The organism is Haloferax sp. Atlit-12N (genome assembly GCF_003383095.1).
Classification (GTDB): domain Archaea; phylum Halobacteriota; class Halobacteria; order Halobacteriales; family Haloferacaceae; genus Haloferax.
On the sequence record NZ_PSYW01000001.1, the window covers coordinates 586,748 to 611,521 of the forward strand.

A 24,774-nucleotide genomic window follows, 5' to 3' on the forward strand; every position below is an offset into this window, starting at 1 on the left:
GTCGAACGAAACGCGGCAGTCGAGAAAGTTCCGTCGGGTCCGACGACGGGACCCCAAAAAATGGTCGCTGGCGCGCAGTCGTTAGCCCATGACGAGACTCATCCACCGGTTACGCCGCACGAACTCCATGTTTTCGAGGTAGGCATCGACGCCGAGGATGCGTCCCGCGCCGAACGCGCCGAGGCCGAACAGCAACACCGCGTAGACGATGTGGTCATCGACGACCCAGCCGTGAGCCAGCGGGAGCCCGGCGAGGATGCCGCCTTCGAGTGCCGCCGCCCAGTAGAACAGCATCATGACCGCGCCCCAGAAGGCGCTGAATCGGACGAACGCGCCGAGGATGAGGGCTAATCCCGCGAGTGTCAAGCCCCACATATTCAGCATGTCGATGAGCGGGCTCCCCGCCATCGAACTCCACAGCCCCATCAGGGGGTTCCCCTCGGGAATCGCGTTGGCGAGGTAGCCCGCCGCAGTCCAGTTGTTCGAGGGGTCCGAATCGAGGTAGGTTACGAGCTTCGTGATACCACCTTGGAACAGCGTCCACCCCATCACCACTCTGAGGAGGAAAAGCGAGTAGCCCACCCACCGCTCCGAGTAGTCGAATCGTACCGCGCGTCCGAACATCTCCGTCTCTAGTGTACGACTATCGGTTGACATACGGAGGTAATATTTTCCTCAACTACAATAAAGTGTGCTGGGTAATCTCACGCAATGGGTATCGGCCATCTCACCGGAGGTCACGCCGCTTATCATCGCCCGCGACAGAACACGGACATGCTCACCTTCATCGGTCTCGGTCTGTACGACGAGCGCTCCATCACCGTCGAAGGGCGAGAGGCGCTCGCGGACGCCGACCGCGCCTTCGCGGAGTTCTACACGAGTCACCTCGTCGGCGCGACCGTCGAGGAACTCGAAGCCTACCACGACATCGACATTGAGGTCCGCGACCGCGCCGGCGTCGAACAGGACCCCGAGCCGATACTCGACGCCGCGGAGGACGAACACGTCGCGTTCCTCACCGCCGGCGACACGATGATTTCGACCACGCATGTCGACTTGCGCCTCCGAGCCGAAGAACGCGGTATCGAGACGCGACTCGTCCACGGCGTGACCGCCCAGTCCGCCGCCAGCGGCCTGACTGGACTCCAGAACTACCGCTTCGGGAAGGCCGTGACGCTCCCGTTCCCGTACGTTCACGGCGGCGACCCGGTTCCGAAGAGCGTCGTCGACTCGCTCGAAGCGAACCGCGAACTCGGCTTGCACACGCTGGTCTACCTCGACATCAAGGTCGACTGGGAGGGTCGTCGCGGTGTCGAGGTCGATGGCGACCAGTACATGACCGCCGACTACGCCGCCGAACTCTTCGCCGAACACTGGGACGGCGACGCCCTCGGCGTGGCCGTCTGCCGGGCCGGGAGTCCGGTCCCGGTCGTCGCCTCGGACCGGTTGTCGGCGCTCGCCGAGCGCGACTTCGGCGAACCGCTGCACATGCTCATTATCCCCGGTGAGGTCCATCACGTCGAAGCCGACGCGCTCTCGGCGCTCGGCGGCGCGCCCGAGGAACTGTTCGACGACGAAAACTGAAGAGAAAACGGGGCGGACCGACTACGCTCGCCCGTCGAGCCCTAACTCGCTTCTGAGGTCGTACTCCTCGCCGGTCACCATGTAGAGCACGTCTTCGATGACGGTGAGGAGTTCCGGCACCTCTTGCACGACGAGATACGTGATGCCGACGAGTGCGACGACCGCGAGCGCCTGGCTGATGATGCGGTCGGAAATGAAGAACGACACCATGTAGGGGTCGGACGAGCCGAAGAGGAACAGCACTTCGTCAACGAACAGTTGGAAGTACTGCTTGCCGACCGAGATGGTGATGAACGTCGTCCGAAGCAGGTTCAGCGCGTAGATGATGGGGACGGCGATGGCGAGTCCGCGGAGCTTCCGGCGCATCGGGGCGTCAACGGCGGCGATGAGGCCGGCGAAGATGGCGATGCTGCCAAGACCGGTGCAGGCGAGGACGACCGAGATCTCGATTCGGTGAGAGCCCTGCATCCACAGGAACGTGTTCAGGTAGCCCTCGTCGCCGCGGATCATCTGCGGCGTGTAGCCGAGCGATTCGATGAGGAAACGCGTCTGCGCTGCGACGGACTCCATGAGAATGCCGCGGGGAGCAGGGATAGTCGTCCCGAACAGCGTCAGCGCGGGAATCGTCTCGAAGGGGAGGTAGACCACACCCATGGCGGCGACGGCCCGTGAGAGGACGAACAGCGTGTCGCGGCCGTTGTAGAGGAGCCACCCGGCGTAGAGCGATGCCGGGACAGCGGCGATGGTCAACAGACCCTCGATGTAGCTCTTGTGAACGAGCGTGAAATGCGGGATGAGTTGGAGCCAAAAGACCGCAAACAACACCCACGCTGCGGACATCACCCGCCGCCCGAGGTCGCGGTTCCGCCCGTTGACGACCGCGCCGGCGACGAAGGTTCCGATGACCACCCACGCGAGGATGTCGGAGAGGAGACCGGGCATACGTGTTCGATGCAGTGGAGCGAATAAATCCCTTGTCGTTCCGGGTATCGAACTCGTCCGACCATCCGGGTAAGCCGACCGTACAGCGCTGCCGCTGTGCGGGCAGTCGATAAAGAAGTGTTGAGGGGACCGGGGGAACCCCGGTAGTGGATTAGCGGTCGTTAGTTGTCGCGGCGGACTGCGAGGAGCGCAGCGGCGACGAGCGCGACGAGGGCGACAACGACACCGAAGCCAGGCGTGCTGGACTCGGTGGTCTCCTCGGTCGGCTCCTCAGTCGGCTCTTCGGTCGCGGTTGCCGTTTCCGTGGTCTCCTCGGTCGACGCTTCCGTGGTGGTCGTTTCCGTGGATTCCTCGGTCGTGGTCGTTTCCGCGGCCGTGGTCGTCTCCATGGCTTCGCCGACGGTACCGTCAGCGGTCGCATCGTCAGCCGTGCCGGAGTCGACGGAGGCCGTCACTTCGAACGTGTCGTTGAGGTTCTGCTCCGAGAAGTCGAACGCGGAGGAGAACGTGCCGTCAGCCTGCACGTACACCGAGGCCGTCTTCAGGAAGCGCGGCTGGGTGTCGCCGTCGGAGGTCACGCGGATGGTGAGCTCCGTACCGGGGGCGACGGTGGCCGTGCCCGAGATGGACTGCTCGGCAGCGTTGGAGACCGCGAACTCGTCCTCGTCGAGGCTGAGTTCGGGGGTGACAACTTCGAACTCGTCGGAGGCCGACTCGTCGTCTTCGGCGAGCTCACCGTCTTCGAGGACGGTGAACGTCGCGTTGAACGCGTCGTCGTCCTCGACTTCGTAGAGCGTCGAGGTGTTGTCGTAGTAGTCCGTGCGCGAGGCAGAGACGTCGTCGAGGTCGTAGACGATGAAGTACGTGTCGTTGTCACCGTCCGCGATGATCGTGGCGCTCGAGCTGTTGATGCCCAGGACCTTCGCGTCGCGGTTCGGTCCGGGGTTCGTCTGCTCGACCGTGAGGTTGAACTGCGTGCCCGAGAGGGCGTCGAAGTTCGACGCGTCGAACGCGCCTTCGAGACCCGTCGCGGAGACCTGCGTGACGACGACGTCGCCGTTAGCCAGCGAGTCCGTCTGCGTCAGGTTTTCGTTCTCGATTGCGTCGTAGACGTCCTCGGTCTCGGTGATGTCAGCGCCCGTGGGTGCCGTCCAGGTGGTGACACTCTCGGTGCTGCGGTCTTCGAGGACGAGCGTCGCGACGTTGTCGGCCTCGCCACCGGTCGCGACTTCGAGGTCGTAGTCGCCGGCGTCGAGGGTCTCACCGCTCGGGATTTCCGTGGTGATGTCGTCAACCGTGTACTCGTCGTCGCTGTCGTCAACGTCGAACGAGGAGGTCTTCTTCGGTGCGTAGCTGTTGAACAGGAGCGTCACTTCACCGTCGTCGTTACCGTCTTCGACGGTGACGTTCGCGCTGTAACCGAGACTGTAGTCACCGATGGTGACCGTTCCGGTGTCCGTGCCGTCGAGCGTGACGGTGATTTCGGCAACGTCGCCGACCTGTTCGTTGATGACGGACGACGTGAAGTCACCCGTGGAGTCCTTGGCCTTCGAGACCGTGACCGTGTCGGACTCGAGCGTGACGCCCGAGAACGCGTCGGTCGCCTCAATCGTGTACTCGCCAGCGTCGACCGAGCTCAGGTTGAAGTCGGCTTCACCCTGGCCGTCGAGCGTGACGGTGGTCTCGGTGCCGTCGACCTCGTCGCCGTCGTCGTCAAGTGCGACGACGTCGATGGTGCGGTCGCCCGCGTTGGCCGAGACAGAGCCTTCGAGACCGTCCTTGGTCGTGATGTTCAGGTCGTCAACGGTGAGCTCGAAGCCGAGGTCACGAACGTCGACCTGGGCCTTCTGGACGCCACCGACCGTGAACTTGTACGTGTCGAGGGTCTTGCCGTCCGTGTCGAAGACGAAGACCTGACTGTTGGGGCCAGTAGAACCGGAGAACTGGTAGTTGTTGTCGTCGTCAACACCCTCGACTTCGACGTCGGTGTCCGTCGCGCTAGCGACGACCGCAACGTTCGAGCCCTGGTAGGCCGTGTTGTTGGACTCGTTCGCAACGTAGATGGGTGCGAAGGTGACGTCTTCAGTCGCGGAGGCCGTGTTACCGGAGGAGTCGGTCACGTTGTACGTGACTTCGAGGTCCTCGGTGTAGACCTGGCTGAGGGTGACGTTGACCTGCCCGCCGGAGACGGACGCGGACTGCGAGAGGTTCGTCTCGCCGTCGGTGACGTTCATCTCGTTGACGGTGACGTCCTCGTCGAAGGCGACTTCGACCTTCGGCGTGCCGTCATCGTAGTGGATGGCGGAGCTGAAGTCAGCAGGGTTGGCGGCAACGACATCGAGTGTGTCGTAAGCCTCCTGCTGGGTGGTACCTGCGGTCAGGCTAGCGCTCTCTGCGGCAGAGACGTTGTACTCGCCGGTGGAGACGTTCTCCGGGACCGAAAGCGAGAGTGTTGCCGTAGAGGACGGGTTATCCGTGCTGGATGGTTCTGAGGCGTTGTAATAGCCGTCGTCGTTCAGGTCGAGCCATACGTGAACATCGTTCGTTCCGCCGGAATTAACCGTAACATCGACGGTCGCAGACGGGCCTTTGTCGACGGTATCAGAAGACACCGTTGCCGACGTAGCCGCTGCGGCGGCAGTGCCCGTGAACGCGATGGACCCGGCAAAGACCGAGAAAACCATCAGCGCAGCGAGCAGAACCGCACGAACTTGTTTGTTTGCTGTCATTGTTGTAGATGTGTCTATAAGCGGCGAAGCAGCTTTCTGCCCCGAACGCCCGTGGGTAGTCGGGCGAGGGATTACTCGCTGATTTTCACCTTGGGTAGGGGTACGAAAGCGACTCTCCGGAGATTGGGTAAATACTTTGTGGAATATCTCTCCGAGGAGAGCGTCGTAACGGGCGTATTGTTCAGTAAAGAAACAGGAAAGACGACGTGTTAGAACGCCTACTTGTTATTCCGGTGACTCGAAATCGGCCGGGATGACCTCGATTTCGTGTCCGTCGGGGTCCTTCGTGAACGCGAACATGTCGTCACAGGACTCGGGGTCGCGGTAGTCTTCGGCCTCGCGCTCCATGAGCGTCTCCCAGTACTCGTGGAGGTCGTCGGCGCTGACCGCGAGGTGGCCCCACGCGTCGCCCATCTCGTAGCTCCGACCGTCGTAGTTGTAGGTGAGTTCGACGGCCATCGCCTCTTCGGCCGCGTCCTCGGGCTTCATGAAGTAGTTCGCGAAGGTGTCGGACTCCCAGCGGCCGGTGTGCTCGTAGCCGAACTTTCGGGTCCAGAAGCCGAGCGCCTCGTCGGCGTCCTCGACGCGAATCATCGTGTGGTCGAGGCTCCACTTCGCGCCGTGGTCGCGCTTGACGATTTCGACCTCGTGGCCGTCGGGGTCCTTGACGAACGCGTAGCGGCCGCCGCAGGACTCGGGGTCGCGGTAGTCTTCGACGCCCTCGTCCATGAGCTGCTGATAGGAGGATTCGAGTTCGTCCTCGGGGACGCGGACCGCGATGTGGCCCCACGCGTCGCCCATCTCGTAGGTGTTGTCGCCGTGGTTGTAGGTGAGTTCGAGGACCGCGCCCTCCTCGTGGAGGTCCTCGGGGCCGAGGTAGACGTTGGTGAACGTATCGGCCTCCCAGCGACCCTTCTCTTCGTAGCCGAGATGGGTCGTGTACCAGTCGAGCGACTCCTCGAGGTCTTCGACGCGAATCATCACGTGGTCGAGGGTTCCGGACATACCCGATTGATGTGTCGCGCTGGCGAAAAACGTACCGAACGCGGAACCCACCGTGGATGGTTGTCACACGCCGTCTACGGGAGTTTTCCGCCCGTTACGTGGTACATAAGTACCCCCCGAAGTTACGATTCAGCAGTGTCCCCGGTCCCCAACCCCGTTCGCCTCCTCATCCTCGGCATCGGGCTGGCGCTCGCTCGAATCGGTCTCCTCGACCGCGAGCGTGCCGTCCGCATCGCCGACCTCTCGTGGCCCCGCGTCGTCACCGGCATCGCCCGGATGTCGAAGAACGCCGTCGACGTGGCGATGGTGGGAATCGCCTCCGGGACTGTCGCCATCACCGGCGTCGGGTTCGCCGGGCCGTACTGGGGACTCGCCTTCGCACTCGGCGGCGGTATCGCTGGGGGGACCATCGCGCTCGTCTCTCAGCGCTTCGGCGCGGACGCGATAGACGAGTTAGGACTCGCGGTGCGGTCGAGCGCGCTCTTGACCGTCATCGCCACGCTCCCGGTCACGGCCGTCTTCTGGCTGTTCCCCACCGAACTCATCTCCGTGCTGAGCAGCAACCAAGGTGCCATCGAACTCGGAGCGGCGTACCTCCGAATCGTCGGGCTCGGCGTCCCCTTCGCCGGCCTGAACCTCATCGGGAGCCGCGTCCTCGTCGGCAGCGACGACGCCTACACCGCGATGACACTCCGTGCGAGCGGTGCGGTCATCAACATCGTCCTCAACGCGGTGCTCATCTTCGGCCTCGACCTCGGCGTCGAGGGCGCGGCGCTCGGGACCGTCCTCTCGAACGTCGTCGTCGCCAGCGCATTCGCGGTCGGTCTGTCGCGAGGGTCGCTCCCCGGTGTCGGCGCGTTCCCCGTCACCATCGACCCGTTCGGGTCGTTCGTCGACCCCAGGACGCTCGTCGACCTCGTGAAAATCGGCCTGCCCGTGATGGGTCGCGGACTCGTCTGGACCGTCGCCGAGTTCCCGATGCTCGCCATCCTCGACAGCTTCGGGCCCGACGTGGTCGCGGCGTTCGTCATCGCCCGCCGCATCTGGGGCCTGATGAACACCCCCGGCTGGGGCTTCGGGCTGGCGTCGTCGAGCCTCGTCGGGCAGGCGCTCGGCAAGGACGACGAACAGACCGCAGAGGCCTACGGCAACGAAGTCATTCGGTTCGCCGTCGCCACGTATCTCGTGTCGGCGGCGCTCGTGGCGATATTCGCCCGGCCGATCGTCCTCGGGTTCGTGGATAACCCGGCGGACCCGGCGGTCCCCATCGCCGTCGACCTCGTCTACGTCGCCTGTCTCGCCGTCATCTTACAGGGCGTCTCCGGCGGCTCCGCGGGCCCCCTCGACGCCAGCGGCGACACCCGCTGGACGTTCGGCAGCCAGTTCGTCGGGATGTTCCTCGGGTCGATTCCGCTCACCTACATCGGCTCTGTCACCTCGCTCGGCCTCACCGGACTCTATCTGGCGTTCCTCGCCGAGACGACGATTCCGGCGGCGCTGAACTACTACCGCTTCAAGACCGGGACGTGGAAGGCCGTCAGCCGAAACTACCGCCCCAAGACGGCCGCGGACGACTGAGAAGAGGAACGCATCGGTTCGGGCTGGCTCGTCGCCGGCAGCGGGAATCCTGATTACTCTCAGCGCGAGGAGCCGTCGGCTTCGCGCCCGCCCGCGCGTGACCAATACACGAACCCAGCCACGGCCCACAGGAGAACGGTCCCGACCGGCCACGCGGTTCGACCCGGTTGGACCGAAAACCCGCGGGCGACCTCTAACTGAGTCACGCCGGCGAGCACGAGCCCGGCCGCGGTGAGTCGAACGTCCTCGCGGCCGAACAGCGCGCCCGAGAGCGCGACGAGGTAACAGGCGACGCCGACTGGCCACACGAGGATGTAGTCCGGAAGCCCCATCGTAAAGCGCAGGAAGAAGTCGGTAATGGTCGTCACGCTCCCGGTCGAGGGGCCGACGAGCCCCCACGGGAACAGGAGCGTGGTGCTCCCGGTCGTGAACGTCTGGACGGACCACGGAACGAGACCGAGGACGAAGACGAAGAATAGCTGGAGGCGGCGGCGCGCGGACGACTGTGAATCCGACCGGGCCGCCGGGTCGGTCGTCACCGCTGGGCGATGATGCGGAGCACGTCCTCGTCGGCGAGGACGTGGTCGCGGCCGACCTGCTGGTCGTCGTGTTTCGCGCTCGGGCCGGAGACGCGGGCGAACCGGAACCGCTCGTCGAGTTTGGCACCGAGTTCGTGGATGGCGTCGTCGATGGTGTCGCCCTCGCGGAGGACGAGCGGTTCGTCGTAGTCGACGCCGCGGCCGGGTTTGTCCATGTAGATGCGGATGAGCCCGAGAGCGTCCCAGATTTCCTCTTTGAGCGCGTCGAGGCCCTTCTCGGCCTCGGCGCTGATGAACGTGACCTCGTCGGGGTCGAGACCGACCTCGCGGAGGTTCTCCTCGACGGTCGGAAGGTAGTCCTTGTCGATGAGGTCGGCCTTGTTGACGGCGACGATGGACGGCAGGTAGACGCGGTTTTTCATGATGCCGTCGACGAGTTCGTCGATGGTCGTCTCGCCGCGGAGCGTCACCTCGGCGTTGACGAAGCCGTGCTCGCGGAGGATGCCCTTGATAGTCTCCTCTTCGAGGTCGACGCTGTCGCTTTTGGTCACGTTGATGCCGCCTTTGCCCTTCTTGTTGATAGAGAGGTTCGGCGGCGACGTGTCGAGCCGAATCTTGTTGTTGTAGAGTTCGTGTTGCAGCCGCTCGTAGCGCTCTATCTCGAACACCGAGAGCATGAACACGACGAGGTCGGCGGTGCGGACGACCGAAAGGACCTCCTTACCGCCGCCGCGACCGCCCGCGGCTCCTTCGATGAGCCCCGGCACGTCGAGTATCTGGATGTTCGCACCCCTGTATTTCAGCATCCCCGGGTTCACGTTGAGCGTCGTGAACTCGTACTCGCCCGTCTCGCTGTCGGCGTTGGTGAGGGCGTTGATGAGCGTCGATTTGCCGACGCTGGGGAAGCCGACGAGCGCGACCGTCGCGTCGCCGGTCTTCTCGACGGCGTACCCTTGGCCGCCACCGGCCGAACTCTGGTTTTCGAGTTTCTCTTTCAGTTCCGCGAGTTTCGCCTTCAGCCGACCGATATGCGCCTCGGTCGACTTGTTGTACGGCGTGTTAGATATCTCCTCGCGGATATCTTCGATCTCCTCCTCCAGTCCCATCGTCAACAGTTCCGCCGCGTCCGTCGAAAAACCCTTTCCTTCCGCGCGGCAGATTCCGCCTCGCCGACGCGTCGGATATCGCGGCAGTCTCGCGTGCGCGGGGAGACGAGTTTCGGCACGGTTATACACGACCCCTTCGACCGCCCGATGAACACCGATGCCCGACCCCCGAACGCTCCGCGACAGCACGCAAATCGTGCTCCCCTGCGACCTCTTGGAGAGCGTGCGCGACGACCTCGAAGCGGAGTTCATCGTCTCCGTCCACCGAAAGGACGGCGGCACGTGCCGAATCATCGGGAGTCCGGTCGAGATTCGTGCGGTCAGCGACTTCCTCGCTCGGCAGGGTATCTCCCTCCGCTAGTCTCGGTTCCGAAGGGCTTGTTACCACACAGTCCAACGGGCGGGTATGGACGAAGCGCCGGGACTCTCCGACCAGTACCGCACGGCCAGTCCGTGGCCCGTGTTCATCGCGCTCGGGATACCGATCTCCGAGTTGGGTCTGTTGTTTGGCCTGTTTCCACTCGCCGTCGGCGGACTGCTCCTGTTCGGTGGGAGCGTCGTCGGCATCCTCAAGGAGTCCGGCTACGTCACCTCGACGATTCGCGCAGTCACCGCGCTTGCGGTCATCTTACTCGCGTTCGGCGGGGGACTCGCGTTCACCAACATCGCCCTCGTCACCCGCGGCTACGCGGTCATCGCGGCCGCGATTCTGCTGGTGGTCGGCGGCGTCGTCTTCGAACTGTTCGTCCGCGAGCAGCGACAGACCTTCTGACTGCCGCGAGCGATCCCACGGGAGACCCCGCGGCCGCCGCCACCCACCCCGACCGAACGAGAAACCAACAATCTATTTGAACGGCGTCCCCGAGTGTCTCGATATGGCAACCAAGACGTTCGACAAGGAGACCATCCTCGACCTCACGGTCAACATGGTTCCGCTGGCCATCATCCTGTTTTTCGTGGTGGCTTTCACCTTCGTCAATCCGTTTGGGTTCGAATCGCTCACGTCGGGGCTCCAGTACGCGCTCCTTATCGCGCCGTTCGTGCTCCTCGCCGCGCTCACCTACCTCTCTGGGAAGGCCATCGCGGGCTCCGAGAAGGAAGGCACCGTCTACGCGCCCGGACAGGCGACCGTCCCCGGCGCGAAGCCGCTTCACGAAGAAGAGAGCGAGGAGGCGGCCGAACTCGAAGAATCGCCGGATGACGACGCCGTCGAAGCCGCGGACGAGACGGCTTAAAGCACCTCGAATCGCAGGGCAGTCCCGAATCTTTCATTACCCTGCACTACTCAGGCACTTCCATGGAGGTTAACGGACAGTTAGCACTGACGGTGCTTATGGGGGTCTTCCTCATCGCCGTCGCCGCGTGGCTCGCGCGGGTCGAAGACTGGCGGTCGTACACTCCGCTCGCGGGCGGAGGCACGGTCGGTGGTACCGCAGAGCAGTACGTCTCGGAGGAGAAACCATCCGGGGTCATCCGTTGGTTGACGACGGTCGACCACAAGGACATCGGGATGCTCTACGGCGCGTACGCGCTCGTCGCGTTCGCCGTGGGCGGACTCATGGTCGTCCTGATGCGGATTGAACTGGCGGACCCGTCGATGACGCTTATCTCGAACACGTTCTACAACTCGTTGCTCACAAGCCACGGGATTACGATGCTGTTCCTGTTCGGGACGCCCATCATCGCCGCGTTCTCGAACTACTTTATCCCGCTTCTCATCGGCGCGGACGACATGGCGTTCCCGCGTATCAACGCCATCGCGTTCTGGCTCCTGCCGCCGGCGGCGCTGCTCATCTGGGCCGGGTTCTTCCCCATCCCGGATGTCATCCCGGCGCAGACGGCCTGGACGATGTACACGCCGCTTTCAGCCGGTGTCGGCTCCGGCAACCAGATGAACGCCGGCGTCGACCTGATGCTTCTCGGCCTGCACCTCTCCGGTGTCTCGGCCACGATGGGTGCGATCAACTTCATCGCGACCATCTTCACGGAGCGTAACGAGAAGGTCTCGTGGGCGAACCTCGACATCTTCTCGTGGACGATTCTGACCCAGTCGGGTCTCATCCTCTTCGCGTTCCCGCTTCTCGGCAGCGCCATCGTGATGCTGCTTCTCGACCGGAACTTCGGCACGATGTTCTTCTCGGTCGACGGCGGTGCGATTCTCTGGCAGCACCTGTTTTGGTTCTTCGGCCACCCCGAAGTGTACATCCTCGTGTTGCCCCCGATGGGCATCGTGAGCCTCGTGCTCCCGCGCTTCGCGGGCCGTCGGCTCTTCGGGTTCAAGTTCGTCGTCTACTCCACGCTCGCCATCGGCGTCCTCTCGTTCGGCGTCTGGGCGCACCACATGTTCGCGACGGGGATCGACCCCCGGCTTCGCGCCTCGTTCATGGCCGTCTCGCTGGCCATCGCGATACCGAGCGCGGTCAAGACGTTCAACTGGATTACGACGATGTGGAACGGGAAGATTCGCCTCACGACGCCGATGCTGTTCTGCATCGGCTTCGTCTCGAACTTCATCATCGGCGGCGTGACGGGCGTCTTCCTCGCGTCGATTCCGGTGGACCTCGTGCTCCACGACACCTACTACGTCGTCGGACACTTCCACTACATCGTCATGGGAGCCATCGCCTTCGCCGGCTTCGCCGGACTCTACTACTGGTTCCCCATCTACACCGGCCGGATGTACCAAGTCACGCTCGGTAAGTGGCACTTCTGGCTCTCGATGGTCGGGACGAACCTGACGTTCTTCGCGATGATTCTGCTCGGCTACGGCGGTATGCCGCGTCGCTACGCGACCTACCTGCCGCAGTTCGCAACGCTCCACCAGGTCGCCACGGTCGGCGCCCTCATCCTGCTCGTCGGCCAGATCATCTTCGTCTGGAACTTCGTCCAGTCGTGGCTCGAAGGCCGCGAAGTCCAGGACGGCGACCCGTGGGACCTCGCCGACGACGACCTCGTCACGGCCGAGTGGACCTGGTTCGAGCGCAAACTGGAGACGGCCGTCACCGACGGCGGCGAAGACGAGACCGAACTCGCCACCGACGGCGGGCAGACGGTCGACGACGCGGACGCGGAATCCGCGGACGACGCGTAGTCGACGCCGCTCGCCGGCGTTTCGGTTTCATTTTTCGGACGCTGTTTTTCGAGAGCGAACGCGCCCGGCGACGCTGACTGTCCGTGTGCCCGCGAGCCCGCACGTGCGTTATCGGAGCGGTCGCTCGCTCGCGTGCGCTGAAATAGCACGGTATCGCCAGCGCCACCTCTCTGAGCGACGGCGGTCACGGTGGAGAAACGCGACTGCTCTCGATACGGCGACGCGGAAAAGCGGCGGGACCTCAGACGACGAGGAGGACGCCCGTCGCGAACATCAGTATCGCGATGGCCCCGAGCACGAGTCCGAGGATATCGGTATCCGACATAGCTCACTCTTGGCGCGTGCGGCAAAAGGTGCATCGGTACGAGGCGGGAACCAACCCCCATCGAGGCGAACGGAAACCCCTAACAGCGTCCGACACCGAGCGTGGACCGTGAGTTCGAACGTCGGCGGTCACCGCTTCGTCCTCGGATTGTACGCCGCCCTCGTCGCCGTCGCCGGGGTCGCGGGCTACCTCACGGGCACGTTCGTCTCGGGCCTCAGCGCGCCTCGGTTCCTCTTTTTGGTGCCGTTCCCGCCGACGCCTCTCGGCTTTGCGGCCTACGGTGCGCTAACTATCGCGCTCGTCCTCGGCGTCCCGCTCGTGCTCGTGGTCTACGTCTCGGCCGGACTTGACGACGCGGCGTAACCCGCACGAACGTTCAGCACAAATACTAAGACCGGCGACCGGGACGTGGTAGTATGTATCACGTGGTAATCGGTGTCGATGACGATGCGGAACATGCGCTCGCGTGCGTCGAAGAGGTCGCGAATCTCCCCGGCGAACCCGACGAGAAGGAAGTCACGCTCGTCCACAGTTTCACCGACAACCCGAGCGGGGCGTCGGCGACGCAGATTCACTCGGTCCGAGAGGCCGGCGAGTTCCTCGAAGACCGCGGTATCGAGTACGACGTCAACGAGTCGTCCGGCGACCCCGCGGAGGTCATCATCGAGTTCGCCGACGAGGAGGACGCAGACCTCATCGTCACCGCCGGGCGGAAGCGCTCGCCGGCGGGGAAGGCGCTGTTCGGGAGCGTCACACAGACGGTGATTCTGAACTCCGAGCGGCCCGTCATGGTGACGGGCACGACGAAGCGAAAAGACTAGTAAACCCGGTCGAAGAGCCCCGAAACTTCGTCTGGGGTCTGACGACCGGACGCTCGTTCTCGCAGTTCGCCGTCCCGGACGCACAGGACCGTCGGCGCAGACTCGACGTCGAATCGCCGACAGAACTCGTCTGCCGCCTCGCCGTCGACCCCCGCGGCCGCGACGCCGTCCGGGACCCGGTCGAGGATGGCGTCGAGGTCCTCCTTCATCGCGTCACAGGGCTCGCAGAAGCGACGCCACACGAGAACGACGGCGTCCGGGTGGTCTGCGAGGTACGATTCGAAGGTGCCGTCGTCGAGTTCGTCGAGCGCGCTCGGCACCGGCGACGACGAGGTCATCTCGACGAGCAGGCCCGCCATGACCAAAAGCGAGTCCTGTTCGACCGGCACGTCGAGGAACGACTTGGCCGCGAGATACGCGACCACGTCGGCTCTGGTGACGCCGAACTCGTCGAGTCGCGCCTCGACGTTCTCGGGTGCGACGCCGAAGAGGTCCGAGACGGTCTGGTGGAACTCCTCGGTCGAGACCGCGCCGTAGATGTCGTGGTAGACGGCGAGCGTCTTCTCGAACTCCTCCGTGGTCGAAAGCGTCCCGTCCGGCGCTTCGTCGACCGCGCCGGCTTCGATGAGCGTTTCGAGCGCCGTCTCGGGGTCGGCGTCGATATCGGTCGCGGCCATCGTCAGACCCCCAGATACCGCTCGCGGGTCTCGGCGTCATCGCGGAGTTCCTCCGCGGTCCCGTCGAAGACGATGCCCCCTTGGTCGATGACGTACGCGCGGTCGGCGAGTTTGATGGCCGCCGCGGCGTTCTGCTCGACGAGGAGGATGGTCGTGCCCGCCTCGCTGATTCGTTCGACCGCGTCCTCCACGTCCTCGATAATCTTCGGCGCGAGCCCCTCGTAGGGCTCGTCGAGGAGCAACAGGTCCGTGTTCTGCTTCAGGGCGCGCGCGATGGCGAGCATCTGCTGTTCGCCGCCGGAAAGCGTCCCCGCGCGCTGGTCTCGCCGCTCGTCCAGTCGGGGGAACTGGTCGTAGACCTCCTCGGTCGACATCCCCTTGTGGCCGAACGACAGCGACCGGCCCCACGTGTTCGACTTGTTGTTGACGACCTCCGCGAGGTGGAGGTTCTCGGCGACAGAGAGGTTCGGGAAGATGCGTCGCTCCTCGGGCACCAGCGAGATGCCCCGGACCGAGACGTCTTCGGCGGGGATGCCGGTGATATCGTCGTCCTTGAACCGGATGTTGCCCTCCCGCACGTCCGGCGGCGTCGCGCCGGCGATACAGCGAAGCGTGGTGGTCTTGCCCGCGCCGTTGCGGCCGAGGAGTGCGCATATCTCGCCCTCCTCGACGCTCATCGAGAGGTTACGAATGATGTGGCTCTCGCCGTAGTAGGCGTCGATACCGTCGATTTCGAGGAGGCTCATAGCTCGACACCTCCGAGGTAGGCCTCTTGGACGGCTTCGTTGCCCCGAATCTCGTCGGGGGTTCCCTCGGCGATGATGCCGCCGCGGCTGAGGACGACGATGCGGTCTGAGATGCTGAAGACGATTTCCATGTCGTGTTCGACGAGGACGAACGTGAGCCCGTGGTCGCGTTTGACCCGCTCGATGAGGTCGACCGTCGACTTCGTCTCCTCGGGAGACATGCCGGCGGTCGGTTCGTCCATGAGGAGCAAGTCGGGCTCGCTCGCGAGTGCGATACCGATTTCGAGGCGACGCTTGTCGCCGTAGGGAAGGTCGGTCGCGATAGTGTCTGCGCGGTCCAACAGCCCGACCGAGTCGAGCGTGTCGCGGGCGACGCCGTGTACGTCCGTGAGGCTGTCGCGGTGTTTCAGGAACTCGAATCCGAACGCGCCGCGCTCGGCTGCCAGCGCCGCGATTTCGGCGTTTTCCCTGACGGTGAGGTCGGGGAAGATGGAGGCGGTCTGGAACGACTTCGAGACGCCGCGTTGGACCACCTGATGCGGTTCGAGGCCGACGATGGACTCGCCTTTGAACCGGATGTCGCCGCTGGTCGGGTCGAGTCGCCGCGTGATGAGGTTGATGAGCGTCGATTTCCCCGCGCCGTTCGGGCCGATGATGGAGACGCGTTCGTCCTCCTCGACGGTGAGGTTCACGTCGTCGGTCGCGACGAGGCCGCCGAACTCCTTGACGAGGTTCTCCGTTTCGAGGAGCGTCATTGGCCGCCACCTCCGTTCTCGGAGCGTGCACGAAGTCGCTTCGCCGCCTTCGAACCGAGGTCGACCGCGAGTTCGCGGAGCCGGTTCAGGATGCCCCACAGGCCGTCCGGGACGACCCAGACGACCACGACGAAGACGACGCCCAAGAGCAGGTGCCAGTAGAACCCGAAGTCCCGGACGAGCACGATGTCCGTGAAGGGAATCGTCAGCGCCTGGATGGTGCTGACGATGTTCTCGATGTAGAGGTAGAGCCCCACGCCGAGGACCGGCCCGAACATCGAGCCCGCGCCGCCGAGGACGGTCATGACGACGATGTCGCCCGACTCCGTCCAGAACAGCGACTGGAGCGGGACGTACGCCCCGTGGATGGTAAAGAGGCTCCCGGCGACGCCCGCGAACCCGCCCGAGATGATGAACGCCATGAGCTTGTACCGCCAGACGTTGAGTCCGACGAACTCAGCGCGCTGTTCGTTCTCGCGGATGGCGCGAAACACCATCCCGTACGGGGAGTTGAGGATGCGGTAGGCGACCGCGACCGCGCCGACGAAGAAGACGCCGACGAAGGCGTAGAGCCACGTTCCGAGGAGCATCCCACCGACGGACGGGATGTCGGCTTCGAGGTGGATGACGCCGAGGAAACTGCCGACCTCGACGCCGGTCAGCCCGTTTTCGCCGTTGGTCAGGAACGCCAGCGGCGACGCGGCCATGTAGTAGAACATCTGTGCGAACGCCAGCGTGAGGATGGAGAAGTAGATGCCGCCGCGACGGAGCGACAGGAAGCCGAGCACCCATGCGAGGAGCACGGCGAACAGCGTCCCCGAGACGACCATCACGATGGGGTCGCCGCTGACGTTCTTGGCGACGATACCCGCGGCGTACGCCGCACCGCCCCAGAAGGCCGCGTGGCCGAACGAGAGCAGTCCGGTGTAGCCGAGCAGCAGGTCGAAGCCGATGGCGAAGATGCCCCAGATGAGGATGAGCGTCGCGAGGCTCTGGTAGCCCTGCAGGAACCCCGAGACGACGGGTGCGCGGGCGAAGAGGTACGGGAACACCGCGACGAGAATGGCCGTAATACCGACGACCGTCCCCTCGCGGCCGCGGAGTTTCTCCCAGCGACCGAAGAGGGTGCCGCCGACGAGCGCGTCCTTCGCGCTCGGGTTGGCGTCCTTCTCGCTCATGGCGACACCTCTTCGTCACCGAGGAGGCCCTGCGGCCGCGTCAGGAGGACGATAGCCGCGATGGCGTACAGGCCGACCTGCGACCACGCGGGTGCGAAGGAGACGAGCGCCGCCGTCGTGAGGCCGAAGACGATACCACCGAGGACCGCGCCGGCGATGCTTCCGACCCCGCCGATGACGACCGTCAGGAACGCCGGGACGAGGATGTTCGTCCCGATGGTCGGATTAACGACGTTCAGCGGGCCGCCGACGACGCCCGCCACCCCGGCGAGCGCCGCGCCGATGCCGAAGACCACGATGTACGGACGGGTGATTTTGATGCCGAGGAGCCGGACCATCTCGGCGTCGCGGGTCCCGGCGCGGACGACGAGACCGAAGTCGGTGTACTCGACGAGCAGGTACACGAGCGCCACGAGGACGGCCGTGATGCCGATGACCCAGAGCCGCCACTGCGGGAAGTTGCCGACGATGGGCAGGGCAATGGGGCCGGAGACGGGCAAGCCGGCGAACGAGCCGAACGAGAGGATTCGCTCGGGCTGTTCGAACGGCAGACTGTTGCTGCCGAACAGGACGCGGAACAGCTCCTGAACGACGATTGCGAGGCCGAACGTGACGAGAATCTGGTCGGTGTCGGGGCGGTCGTAGAACGCCCGCGCGAGATACCGCTCCATCAACAGGCCGACCCCGAAGACGAAAATCGGGACGAAAATCAGGGCGGCGAAGAAGCCGATGTCGAGCCCGAAACTCGAAAAGCCCCACTCGGCGAGTTTCCCGTTCGAAAGCGGGACGTTCAGCGCGACGAACAGCCCCGCGTACGTGCCGATGAGATACAGCGCGCCGTGCGCGAAGTTGACGAACTTGAGCGTGCCGAGGATGATGGAGAGACCGACCGCCAAGAGGACGTAGATAGCCCCCTGCTGCAGCCCGTTGAGCAGGATGACGAGCACGTCCGACAGAAGGCTCATCGCCTCCCACCTCCGCCTCGGATGTTCGAAGCGCGAACTACCATGGGTATGCTAAACTTACTCATTTACGTGTGCGTGGTTGTCTGCGATTAACTTTCATTAAGATAACGGTGGAGGTGAGTGTCTACTCGTAGGACCCGAGTTCACACTCGGCCGCCGGCCCGGCGTCGCACGCGTAGCCGAGGTCGTCGCGGCTGGTGATGTTGACGATGTTGAAGTACGTCCCCTCGCTCTGCTCGGAGGCGGGAAGGCCCTGGACGACCGGCACGTCTCGCTGCGCTTGGTGGTCACAGCCGCGCATCGTCTCCGCACCCATGCCGATGTTGTCGTACTCGTAGTCTTCGAGCTGTCTGATGACCTCCGGCGGGTAGAACGTGCCCGCGCGCTCGACGGCGGCCGCGTACTGGAGCGTCTGTGCGTACGCCAGTTGAGCGGGCCCCGATGGCGTCCGGTCGTACTCGTCTCGGAACGCCTGCGTGAACTCCTGCGACGGCGTGTTGTCTATCTGCGAGTCCCACGCGACGGTGCCGTAGATACCCTCTATCGCGCCGCCGGCAGCCTCTGCCATCGGGCGGTTGTACAGCGGAACGATGATTTCCATGTCCTCGTCGATGCCGGCGTCGATGGCCTGCTGCATGGAGTTCGCGCCGTCGAGGCCGTAGTGGTTCAAGATGAGCACGTCCGCACCGGAGCTCTGTGCCTCCGAGAGGTACGTCGAGTAGTCGGACGTCCCGAGCGGTGTTGCGACCGACTCGATCTGCTCCCACCCGGCGACGTCCGTCATGAACTGCTCCATCGACGCCTGCTGGGTCTGCCCCCAACTGTAGTCGGCGTAGAGCTGGTAGAACTGCAGGTCTTCGCCGTAGGCGTCGCGGACGACCGGTGCGAGCGCCTGCCCCGTCATGTAGGCGTTGAACATCTCGCGGAAGGAGTAGCGGACGCAGTCCTTTCCGGTGGTGTCGTTCGAGTGCGTCAGACAGCACATGAACATGACTTTCTCGTTTTGACACAGCCCCTGCACCGCGATGGCGACCGCCGAGGACGACCCGCCGGAAATCATGATGGCGTCGTCGCGCTGAATCATCCCCGAGGCGGACTGCCGCGCCTGGTCGGCGTCCGTGGCCGTGTCCCCGTCCACGTGGTCGATGGTGTAGTCGAGGACGCCGTCGCCGGAGAGGTCGTCGAACTGCGAGTCGACCCAGCCACCGCCCTCGTTGAGGTGCTTCACCGCGAGTTCGTACGCCCGAAGTTCGTCTTCACCCTCCGAGGCGTACGGTCCCGACTGCGGGACGTTGAACCCGAACGTGGCCGTGTCGCCCTCGATGGGGAAGTTGCCCAGCGCCGGATACTCGTCGTCTCCGCCGCCACCACCTCCGCCGCCGCTGTCGTCACCGCCGCCGGTGCACCCCGCCAGCCCTGCCAAGCCAGCGGTCCCAACAGCACCAGTCGCCTTCAGCACGTCTCGTCGATTTAGAGACTTGTTATCCCGTGCCATAGACACATCGGCGGATACATCGTTAATAATAGTTATGTATGGATTCCCTATTACTTGTATTAACAATGATGATAAATGTGGTCAGTCTGCAACACAATATAAGGAGTTTGCCGGATAGAGACGCCTACGACTGAGCGGTCTGTTGTACCTCACGCGTTGCAGACGTAAAATACGCGCCGGAGGTGGACTTGCTCGCCACGTTCGTCCGCCTCGGCCGGTCGTCGAAGGCAGTGACGAACTCGCTTCAGAGAGGGCACGGTGCCCGCGAGTCCGCAGCGTCGCCGACCGCGTGGACAGGTCAACTATCGATTCACAACTATCAGAATACTAGATATATATGCACGGATTCCACCGTTTCAACGCGATTCTCCCGGGTCGACAGCGACCGTTAAGCTCCCGTCCTTCGTGAATGTTCGATTTATAACTAACCCGGTGAATCGCAAATAACGCATCAGCCACATACGTGGCAGCCATCATGACAGACGACACGAACGGCGGATTCAAACCGACAAGACGCTCCGTGCTCCGACTCGGCGCGATGTCGGCGCTCGGCATCGGTATCGGCATCCCCGCAGTTTCCGGCTCCGTGGCCGCGACTATCGATTGTCCCAAGACGCCCGGCTACTGGGCGAACCACCCAGAAACGTGGCCCGACGAAGACCTGACAATCGCGGGGAAAGAGGGGTCGAACGAATACTGGCGGGGGATTCTACTCGACCCGCCGAAGGGAGACAAGGCGAAGATAATGCTGAAGCACTACATTGCCACCGTCCTCAACCTTCGGACGCTCCAATCGGGGTGCACCAGCGCGGAAATCAAGTATGGCTACTACGAGGGCTACACCATCGAGCAAGTCAAGAATATGGCCGGTACGTGGCTCAGACACACCTCGTCATGGCAGAACGGTAGAAAGCAGACGAGATGGTACGTCAAAGTCGACCGCGAGATGGTCGACGGCGAGAAGCTCAAAGACACCCTCGACGCGTTCAACAACAACCCTGCCTCACTCGGCCTCGACTGCGGCTGCGACGACCGCTGAACCGCGCTCGGCCCTCGAACGAAAACCAGACCCCTCGACCGCGGTTAAGACCCCGCTACCCGCAGAAATGTGGGCTTAACGCGGTCGTTCCTATCCTTCCCCGACCATCCGCCCTTCGTCTTCCCACTCCCGCTCGCGCAGTTCGTACTTCTGAATCTTCCCGGTCGCGGTCTTGGGGAGTTCGGCGACGAACTCGATTTCCTTCGGCACTTTGTACGTCGCGATGCGCTCCCGACAGAACTCGACGAGCGCCTCGGCGGTGACGCCCGGCGCGTCGGGGTCGCCGCTCGTCGGCACGACGAACGCCTTTGGCGACTCGCCCCACTCGTCGGACGGGACGGGGATGACCGCCACGTCGGCGACCTCGTCGTGGTCGAACAGCGTGTCCTCCAGTTCGATGCTGGAAATGTTCTCGCCGCCGGAGATGATGATGTCCTTCTTGCGGTCCTGAATGCTGATGAAGCCGTTCTCGTCGACGACCGCGAGGTCGCCCATGTGGTAGTAGCCCTCCAGCCGCGCCGAGAAGGCCTCTTCCGTCTCCTCGGGTTTGTTCCAGTACTTCTCCATCACCTGGTTGCCCGCGACGACGATTTCACCGATGGTTTGGTCGTCTCTCGGCACGTCGGTGCCGTCCTCGTCGACGACGCGAACGTCGGTGCCGAGGTAGCCGATGCCCTGTTTCTTCTTGACGCCGAAGCGGTCGTCGCCGTCCGTCAGGTAGCGTCCGGCCTCCGAGGTCGTGATGAGCGGGCCAGTCTCGGTGGCCCCGTAGACGTGCATGAGCCGCCAGCCGAACTTATCTTCGACAGTCCGAATCGTCGCCTCCGGCGGGGCCGCACCGGCGGTCGCCGCCCGGACGGGGCTCGCACCTGTCGTCTCGACGCCACCCTCCTCGCGGTAGTGTTTCATCAGGATGTTCAGCACCGTCGGCGCGGCGCAGAGATACGACACGTCCTCGTCGCGGATGGCGTCTAACACGGTCTCCGCCTCCACCCCGCGGGTACAGACGTGCTTCGCGCCGTGGCCGGTAATCGCGTAGATGTGACCCCAGCCGTTGACGTGGAACATCGGAAGCGTCCAGAGATACACGTCGTCATCCGCGATGTCCTGGTGCATCGAGATGAGATAGGCGTGAATCGTCTCCGCGCGGTGGGTGCGGCAGACGCCCTTCGGGTCGCCGGTCGTCCCCGACGTGTAGTTGATAGTGATGATGTCGTCTTCGTCCATCTCGGGCCGCTCGTAGTCGGTCGACTCCGCGACCAGTTCGTCGAAGTCGAGCCACTCCCCGTCGGTCGATTCGGCGGCCTTCTCGGGGTCGTTCGTGACGAAAATCTCGGCGGGAATCTCGTCGCGGACCTCGTCTATCTTCTCGGCGAAGGCGTAGTCGGCGTAGACGGCCGTCACGTCCGCGTCGTTCAGCATGTACTCGAAGTCGGCCGGGACGAGCCGGTAGTTCAACGGCATGTGGACGGCCCCCAACTGCATCGACCCGTAGGCGGCTTCGAGGTGGTAGTGCGTGTTGGGGTCGAGCACCGCGACCCGGTCGCCCTTCTCGACGCCACGGGACTGGAGCGCCGCCGAGAAACCGTCGGCGCGCTCGCCGAGTTCGTCGTAGGTAAAGCGCTCGCCCGTCGTCGCCACGACCGCCTCCTCGTCCCCGTAGTACCGCCGCGCGCGGTCGAGGAACTCCGTCACCAGGAGTGGTTTCTTCATACGCGGTATCCTTCACTAACGTTCAAAATAAATGTGCGGGCTGGTACCGCGGCCCGAACCCTTGAGAACAATTCACGCACAGAGAGACAATATCCCACGACTCGCGCCGCGAGAGACTATATTACTACACAAACTATGCAGGAAAATACCTTATTCGAGGAGTTCGTAGCGCGCGTATGGCGCTTTCAGACTACACCGGACGCTCACCGACGGGGCGGGACGAGACCATCGTCCGCGTCGTCCCCCACCGACTGTGGCGGCCGGGCGACGAACGAATCGAACCCTGTACCTACAGCGGCGAGGAGATTCGACTCTCCGAGAAGCATCTCCTCGCCGTGGTCGAACGAGACGGCGTCCGGGAACGGCTGTACTTCCGCGACGAGCCGTCGCTGTCGGCGTGGGTCGAAGAAAAGCCGCGATAGGACGGAGCCGACGGTGGTGGAGCCGGTGGTTACTCGCTTTCGACCTGCCGCTGAATCGACTCGACGATTTCGGGGTTCCGAAGCGTCGTCGTGTCGCCGAGGTCCTCGCCGTTCGCGATTTCCTCGAGGAGGCGGCGCATAATCTTCCCGGATCGCGTCTTCGGCAGTTCCGGCGTGAACACGACCATCTCGGGACGGGCGATGGGACCGATGGCGTCCTCGACGCCCTCGATGATGCGCTGTCGCATCTGGTCGTCCTCGTCCTGTCCCTCCTCGGTGATTACGTAGGCGTAGACGGCCTCGCCTTTCACTTCGTGGTTCCCGCCGACGACGGCAGCCTCGGCGACGCCCTTGACGCCGACGATGGCAGACTCGATTTCCATCGTCCCGAGGCGGTGGCCCGAGACGTTGATAACGTCGTCCACCCGTCCGAGGATGGTGATGTAGTCGTCGCCGTCGATTTTCGCGCCGTCCTCGGGGAAGTAGACCCAGTCGTCGGGGTCGTCACTGTCCACGTCGGAGTACTCTTGCCAGTACTCCTGGATGAAGCGCTCGTCGTTTTTGTAGAGCGTCCGGAGCATCCCCGGCCACGGCCTGTTCACCGTGAGGTAGCCCGCCCGTCCGGCGTCGACCTGTTTCCCGCTCGTGTCGACGATTTGGGCGTCGATACCCGGCAGCGGCGGCCCGGCGGACCCGGGTTTCATCTTCTTGATTCCCGGTAAGGTCGTTATCATCATGCCGCCGGTCTCGGTCTGCCACCACGTGTCCACGACCGGACACTCCTCGTTGCCGATGTGCTTGTAGTACCACTTCCACGCGCGCGGGTTGATTGGCTCACCCACGGTGCCGAGCAGGCGGAGGCTCGACAGGTCGTGCTGTTCGGGGAACCTGCTGCCCCACTTCATGAACGCGCGAATCGCCGTCGGTGCAGTGTAGAAGATGTCGACCGCGTACTTCTCGATGATGTCCCACAGGCGGTCGCGGTTCGGGAAGTCGGGCGTCCCCTCGTACATCACCGTCGTCGTTCCGAGCGCCAGCGGGCCATAGACGATGTAGGAGTGACCCGTAATCCAGCCGATGTCGGCCGAACACCAGTAGGTGTCTTCTTTCTCGATGTCGAGCACGGCGTGAGAGGTCCACGCGGCGTACGCGAGGTAGCCACCGGTGGTGTGCTTGACGCCCTTCGGCTGGCCCGTCGTGCCCGAGGTGTACATCAGGAACAACATGTCCTCGGCGTCGCGCTCGACGGGGTCGATGCGCTCGCCCGCGTGCTCGTCGAGGAGGTCGTCCCAGTCGTGCTGGTTGCCCTTCAGGTCGTGGCCGAAGCCGTCGTCGCCGAGGCGGTCGACGACGACCGTGGCATCGACGCCGTGGTCGACACCGTCGAGGCCCTCGTTGGCCTTGTCGAGGTGGTCGAGGGGGTCGCCGCGGCGGTAGTAGCCGTCGCAGGTGACGAGGAACCGGGAGTCCGCGGAGTTCATCCGCGTCGCCAGCGCGTCGGCGGAGAAGCCACCGAAGACGACCGAGTGTGGCGCGCCGATGCGGGCGCAGGCCAGCATGGCGATTGGCAGCTCGGGAATCATCGGCATGTAGAGCGTGACCACGTCGTCTTCCTCGACGCCGAGGTCGCGTAGCGCCGCCGCGAACTCGTTCACCTCGCGATACAGGTCCTGATAGGTGTAGGTTCGCGTCTCGCCGTGTTCACCCTCCCACTTGATGGCGACGCGGTTCTTGTCCCCGTTTTCGACGTGGCGGTCGACGCAGTTGTACGAGACGTTGAGTTTGCCACCCGTGAACCACTTGTAGAACGGTGGATTCGAGTCGTCCAGCACCTCGTCGTACTCTTCGTCCCAGTCGAGCATCTCGGCGGCCCCCTCCCAACACTCCGGCCAGTTCTCCTCGAACTCGTCGTAGACGGCCGGGTCGGAGACGTTCGCTTGCGCGACGAACTCCTCGGAGGGTTCGAACTCCTCTTGCTCGACCAGCCGTGCCTCCAGTTCGGTGTCACCGTCTGCCATAGTACGTGCTAACTACACCAATCCTCCATGATAAATCTATGTAGTC

Annotated in this window: 24 protein-coding genes; 10 read left to right on the top strand and 14 right to left on the bottom strand. The window is 64.0% G+C overall.

Features of this window, described 5'->3' with window-relative positions:
- Window positions 1–81 precede the first annotated feature (81 nt).
- Window positions 82–624, bottom strand: a complete 543-nt coding sequence (locus tag C5B90_RS03075; protein ID WP_084816375.1) for a DoxX family protein — start codon at window positions 622–624, stop codon at window positions 82–84.
- A gap of 150 nt (window positions 625–774) precedes the next feature.
- Here C5B90_RS03075 and dph5 point away from each other — a divergent pair, with 150 nt between their 5' ends.
- Window positions 775–1,584: a diphthine synthase gene (gene dph5 / locus C5B90_RS03080; protein WP_115879013.1), complete on the top strand. Its 810-nt coding sequence runs from the start codon at window positions 775–777 to the stop codon at window positions 1,582–1,584.
- Between the two features lie 21 nt (window positions 1,585–1,605).
- Here dph5 and artA read toward each other — a convergent pair whose 3' ends face one another.
- The 3 genes from artA to C5B90_RS03095 all read right to left on the bottom strand — a co-directional run bounded on the left by artA (window position 1,606) and on the right by C5B90_RS03095 (window position 6,260).
- Complete coding sequence (artA, locus tag C5B90_RS03085) at window positions 1,606–2,526, bottom strand: archaeosortase A (protein WP_115879015.1); 921 nt, start codon at window positions 2,524–2,526, stop codon at window positions 1,606–1,608.
- 161 nt (window positions 2,527–2,687) lie between these two features.
- Entirely contained in the window at window positions 2,688–5,255 is a 2,568-nt protein-coding gene (locus tag C5B90_RS03090; RefSeq protein WP_115879017.1) for an ArtA-dependent S-layer glycoprotein, read from the bottom strand.
- A 225-nt stretch (window positions 5,256–5,480) separates the two neighbouring features.
- On the bottom strand, window positions 5,481–6,260 hold the full coding sequence (locus C5B90_RS03095) for a VOC family protein (protein WP_115879019.1): 780 nt from the start codon (window positions 6,258–6,260) through the stop codon (window positions 5,481–5,483).
- Between the two features lie 135 nt (window positions 6,261–6,395).
- Between C5B90_RS03095 and C5B90_RS03100 the strand changes: the two genes are divergently transcribed.
- Entirely contained in the window at window positions 6,396–7,838 is a 1,443-nt protein-coding gene (locus C5B90_RS03100; protein WP_115879021.1) for an MATE family efflux transporter, read from the top strand.
- A 59-nt stretch (window positions 7,839–7,897) separates the two neighbouring features.
- Here the strand turns inward: C5B90_RS03100 and C5B90_RS03105 are convergent, their stop codons facing one another.
- Both C5B90_RS03105 and C5B90_RS03110 read right to left on the bottom strand, forming a co-directional pair.
- On the bottom strand, window positions 7,898–8,377 hold the full coding sequence (locus C5B90_RS03105; protein ID WP_115879023.1) for a TIGR04206 family protein: 480 nt from the start codon (window positions 8,375–8,377) through the stop codon (window positions 7,898–7,900).
- Window positions 8,374–9,483, bottom strand: coding sequence for a GTP-binding protein (locus C5B90_RS03110; RefSeq protein ID WP_042666065.1), 1,110 nt, complete (start codon window positions 9,481–9,483; stop codon window positions 8,374–8,376). The genes C5B90_RS03105 and C5B90_RS03110 overlap by 4 nt, the downstream gene beginning before the upstream one ends.
- 157 nt (window positions 9,484–9,640) lie before the next feature.
- Between C5B90_RS03110 and C5B90_RS03115 the strand changes: the two genes are divergently transcribed.
- The 6 genes from C5B90_RS03115 (at window position 9,641) to C5B90_RS03140 (ending at window position 13,720) form a co-directional block, all read left to right on the top strand.
- Complete coding sequence (locus C5B90_RS03115; RefSeq protein ID WP_008092415.1) at window positions 9,641–9,844, top strand: hypothetical protein; 204 nt, start codon at window positions 9,641–9,643, stop codon at window positions 9,842–9,844.
- A 45-nt stretch (window positions 9,845–9,889) separates the two neighbouring features.
- A complete protein-coding gene (locus C5B90_RS03120; RefSeq protein WP_115879025.1) occupies window positions 9,890–10,255 on the top strand; it encodes a cox cluster protein in 366 nt (121 codons plus the stop codon).
- Window positions 10,256–10,358: 103 nt separating this feature from the next.
- Complete coding sequence (locus tag C5B90_RS03125; RefSeq protein WP_115879026.1) at window positions 10,359–10,718, top strand: DUF6684 family protein; 360 nt, start codon at window positions 10,359–10,361, stop codon at window positions 10,716–10,718.
- 98 nt (window positions 10,719–10,816) lie between these two features.
- On the top strand, window positions 10,817–12,574 hold the full coding sequence (locus C5B90_RS03130; RefSeq protein WP_042666078.1) for a cbb3-type cytochrome c oxidase subunit I: 1,758 nt from the start codon (window positions 10,817–10,819) through the stop codon (window positions 12,572–12,574).
- A gap of 433 nt (window positions 12,575–13,007) precedes the next feature.
- On the top strand, window positions 13,008–13,262 hold the full coding sequence (locus tag C5B90_RS03135; protein WP_115879028.1) for a cox cluster protein: 255 nt from the start codon (window positions 13,008–13,010) through the stop codon (window positions 13,260–13,262).
- A 53-nt stretch (window positions 13,263–13,315) separates the two neighbouring features.
- Window positions 13,316–13,720: a universal stress protein gene (locus C5B90_RS03140; protein ID WP_004972522.1), complete on the top strand. Its 405-nt coding sequence runs from the start codon at window positions 13,316–13,318 to the stop codon at window positions 13,718–13,720.
- Here C5B90_RS03140 and C5B90_RS03145 read toward each other — a convergent pair.
- The 6 genes from C5B90_RS03145 to C5B90_RS03170 form a co-directional block, all read right to left on the bottom strand.
- Window positions 13,717–14,397, bottom strand: a complete 681-nt coding sequence (locus C5B90_RS03145; RefSeq protein ID WP_115879030.1) for a co-chaperone YbbN — start codon at window positions 14,395–14,397, stop codon at window positions 13,717–13,719. The genes C5B90_RS03140 and C5B90_RS03145 overlap by 4 nt on opposite strands.
- Window positions 14,398–14,399: 2 nt before the next feature.
- A complete protein-coding gene (locus C5B90_RS03150) occupies window positions 14,400–15,143 on the bottom strand; it encodes an ABC transporter ATP-binding protein (protein ID WP_115879032.1) in 744 nt (247 codons plus the stop codon).
- A complete protein-coding gene (locus tag C5B90_RS03155; protein WP_008092404.1) occupies window positions 15,140–15,898 on the bottom strand; it encodes an ABC transporter ATP-binding protein in 759 nt (252 codons plus the stop codon). The genes C5B90_RS03150 and C5B90_RS03155 overlap by 4 nt, the downstream gene beginning before the upstream one ends.
- Window positions 15,895–17,076, bottom strand: a complete 1,182-nt coding sequence (locus C5B90_RS03160) for a branched-chain amino acid ABC transporter permease (RefSeq protein ID WP_115879034.1) — start codon at window positions 17,074–17,076, stop codon at window positions 15,895–15,897. Before C5B90_RS03160 ends, C5B90_RS03155 begins: the two co-directional genes overlap by 4 nt.
- Entirely contained in the window at window positions 17,073–18,041 is a 969-nt protein-coding gene (locus C5B90_RS03165) for a branched-chain amino acid ABC transporter permease (RefSeq protein ID WP_115879036.1), read from the bottom strand. Before C5B90_RS03165 ends, C5B90_RS03160 begins: the two co-directional genes overlap by 4 nt.
- A 124-nt stretch (window positions 18,042–18,165) precedes the next feature.
- Window positions 18,166–19,464, bottom strand: coding sequence for a substrate-binding protein (locus C5B90_RS03170; protein WP_233511928.1), 1,299 nt, complete (start codon window positions 19,462–19,464; stop codon window positions 18,166–18,168).
- Between the two features lie 547 nt (window positions 19,465–20,011).
- Here C5B90_RS03170 and C5B90_RS03175 point away from each other — a divergent pair.
- Window positions 20,012–20,575, top strand: coding sequence for a Tat pathway signal protein (locus C5B90_RS03175; RefSeq protein ID WP_115879038.1), 564 nt, complete (start codon window positions 20,012–20,014; stop codon window positions 20,573–20,575).
- A 90-nt stretch (window positions 20,576–20,665) separates the two neighbouring features.
- Here the strand turns inward: C5B90_RS03175 and C5B90_RS03180 are convergent, their stop codons facing one another.
- Window positions 20,666–22,288: a long-chain-fatty-acid--CoA ligase gene (locus C5B90_RS03180; protein WP_115879040.1), complete on the bottom strand. Its 1,623-nt coding sequence runs from the start codon at window positions 22,286–22,288 to the stop codon at window positions 20,666–20,668.
- Window positions 22,289–22,464: 176 nt separating this feature from the next.
- On the opposite strand from C5B90_RS03180, the gene C5B90_RS03185 reads away from it, so the two are divergent.
- Window positions 22,465–22,710, top strand: a complete 246-nt coding sequence (locus C5B90_RS03185; protein ID WP_004972531.1) for a hypothetical protein — start codon at window positions 22,465–22,467, stop codon at window positions 22,708–22,710.
- A gap of 29 nt (window positions 22,711–22,739) precedes the next feature.
- Here C5B90_RS03185 and acs read toward each other — a convergent pair whose 3' ends face one another.
- A complete protein-coding gene (acs, locus tag C5B90_RS03190; protein ID WP_115879042.1) occupies window positions 22,740–24,728 on the bottom strand; it encodes an acetate--CoA ligase in 1,989 nt (662 codons plus the stop codon).
- Between the last annotated feature and the right edge of the window lie 46 nt (window positions 24,729–24,774).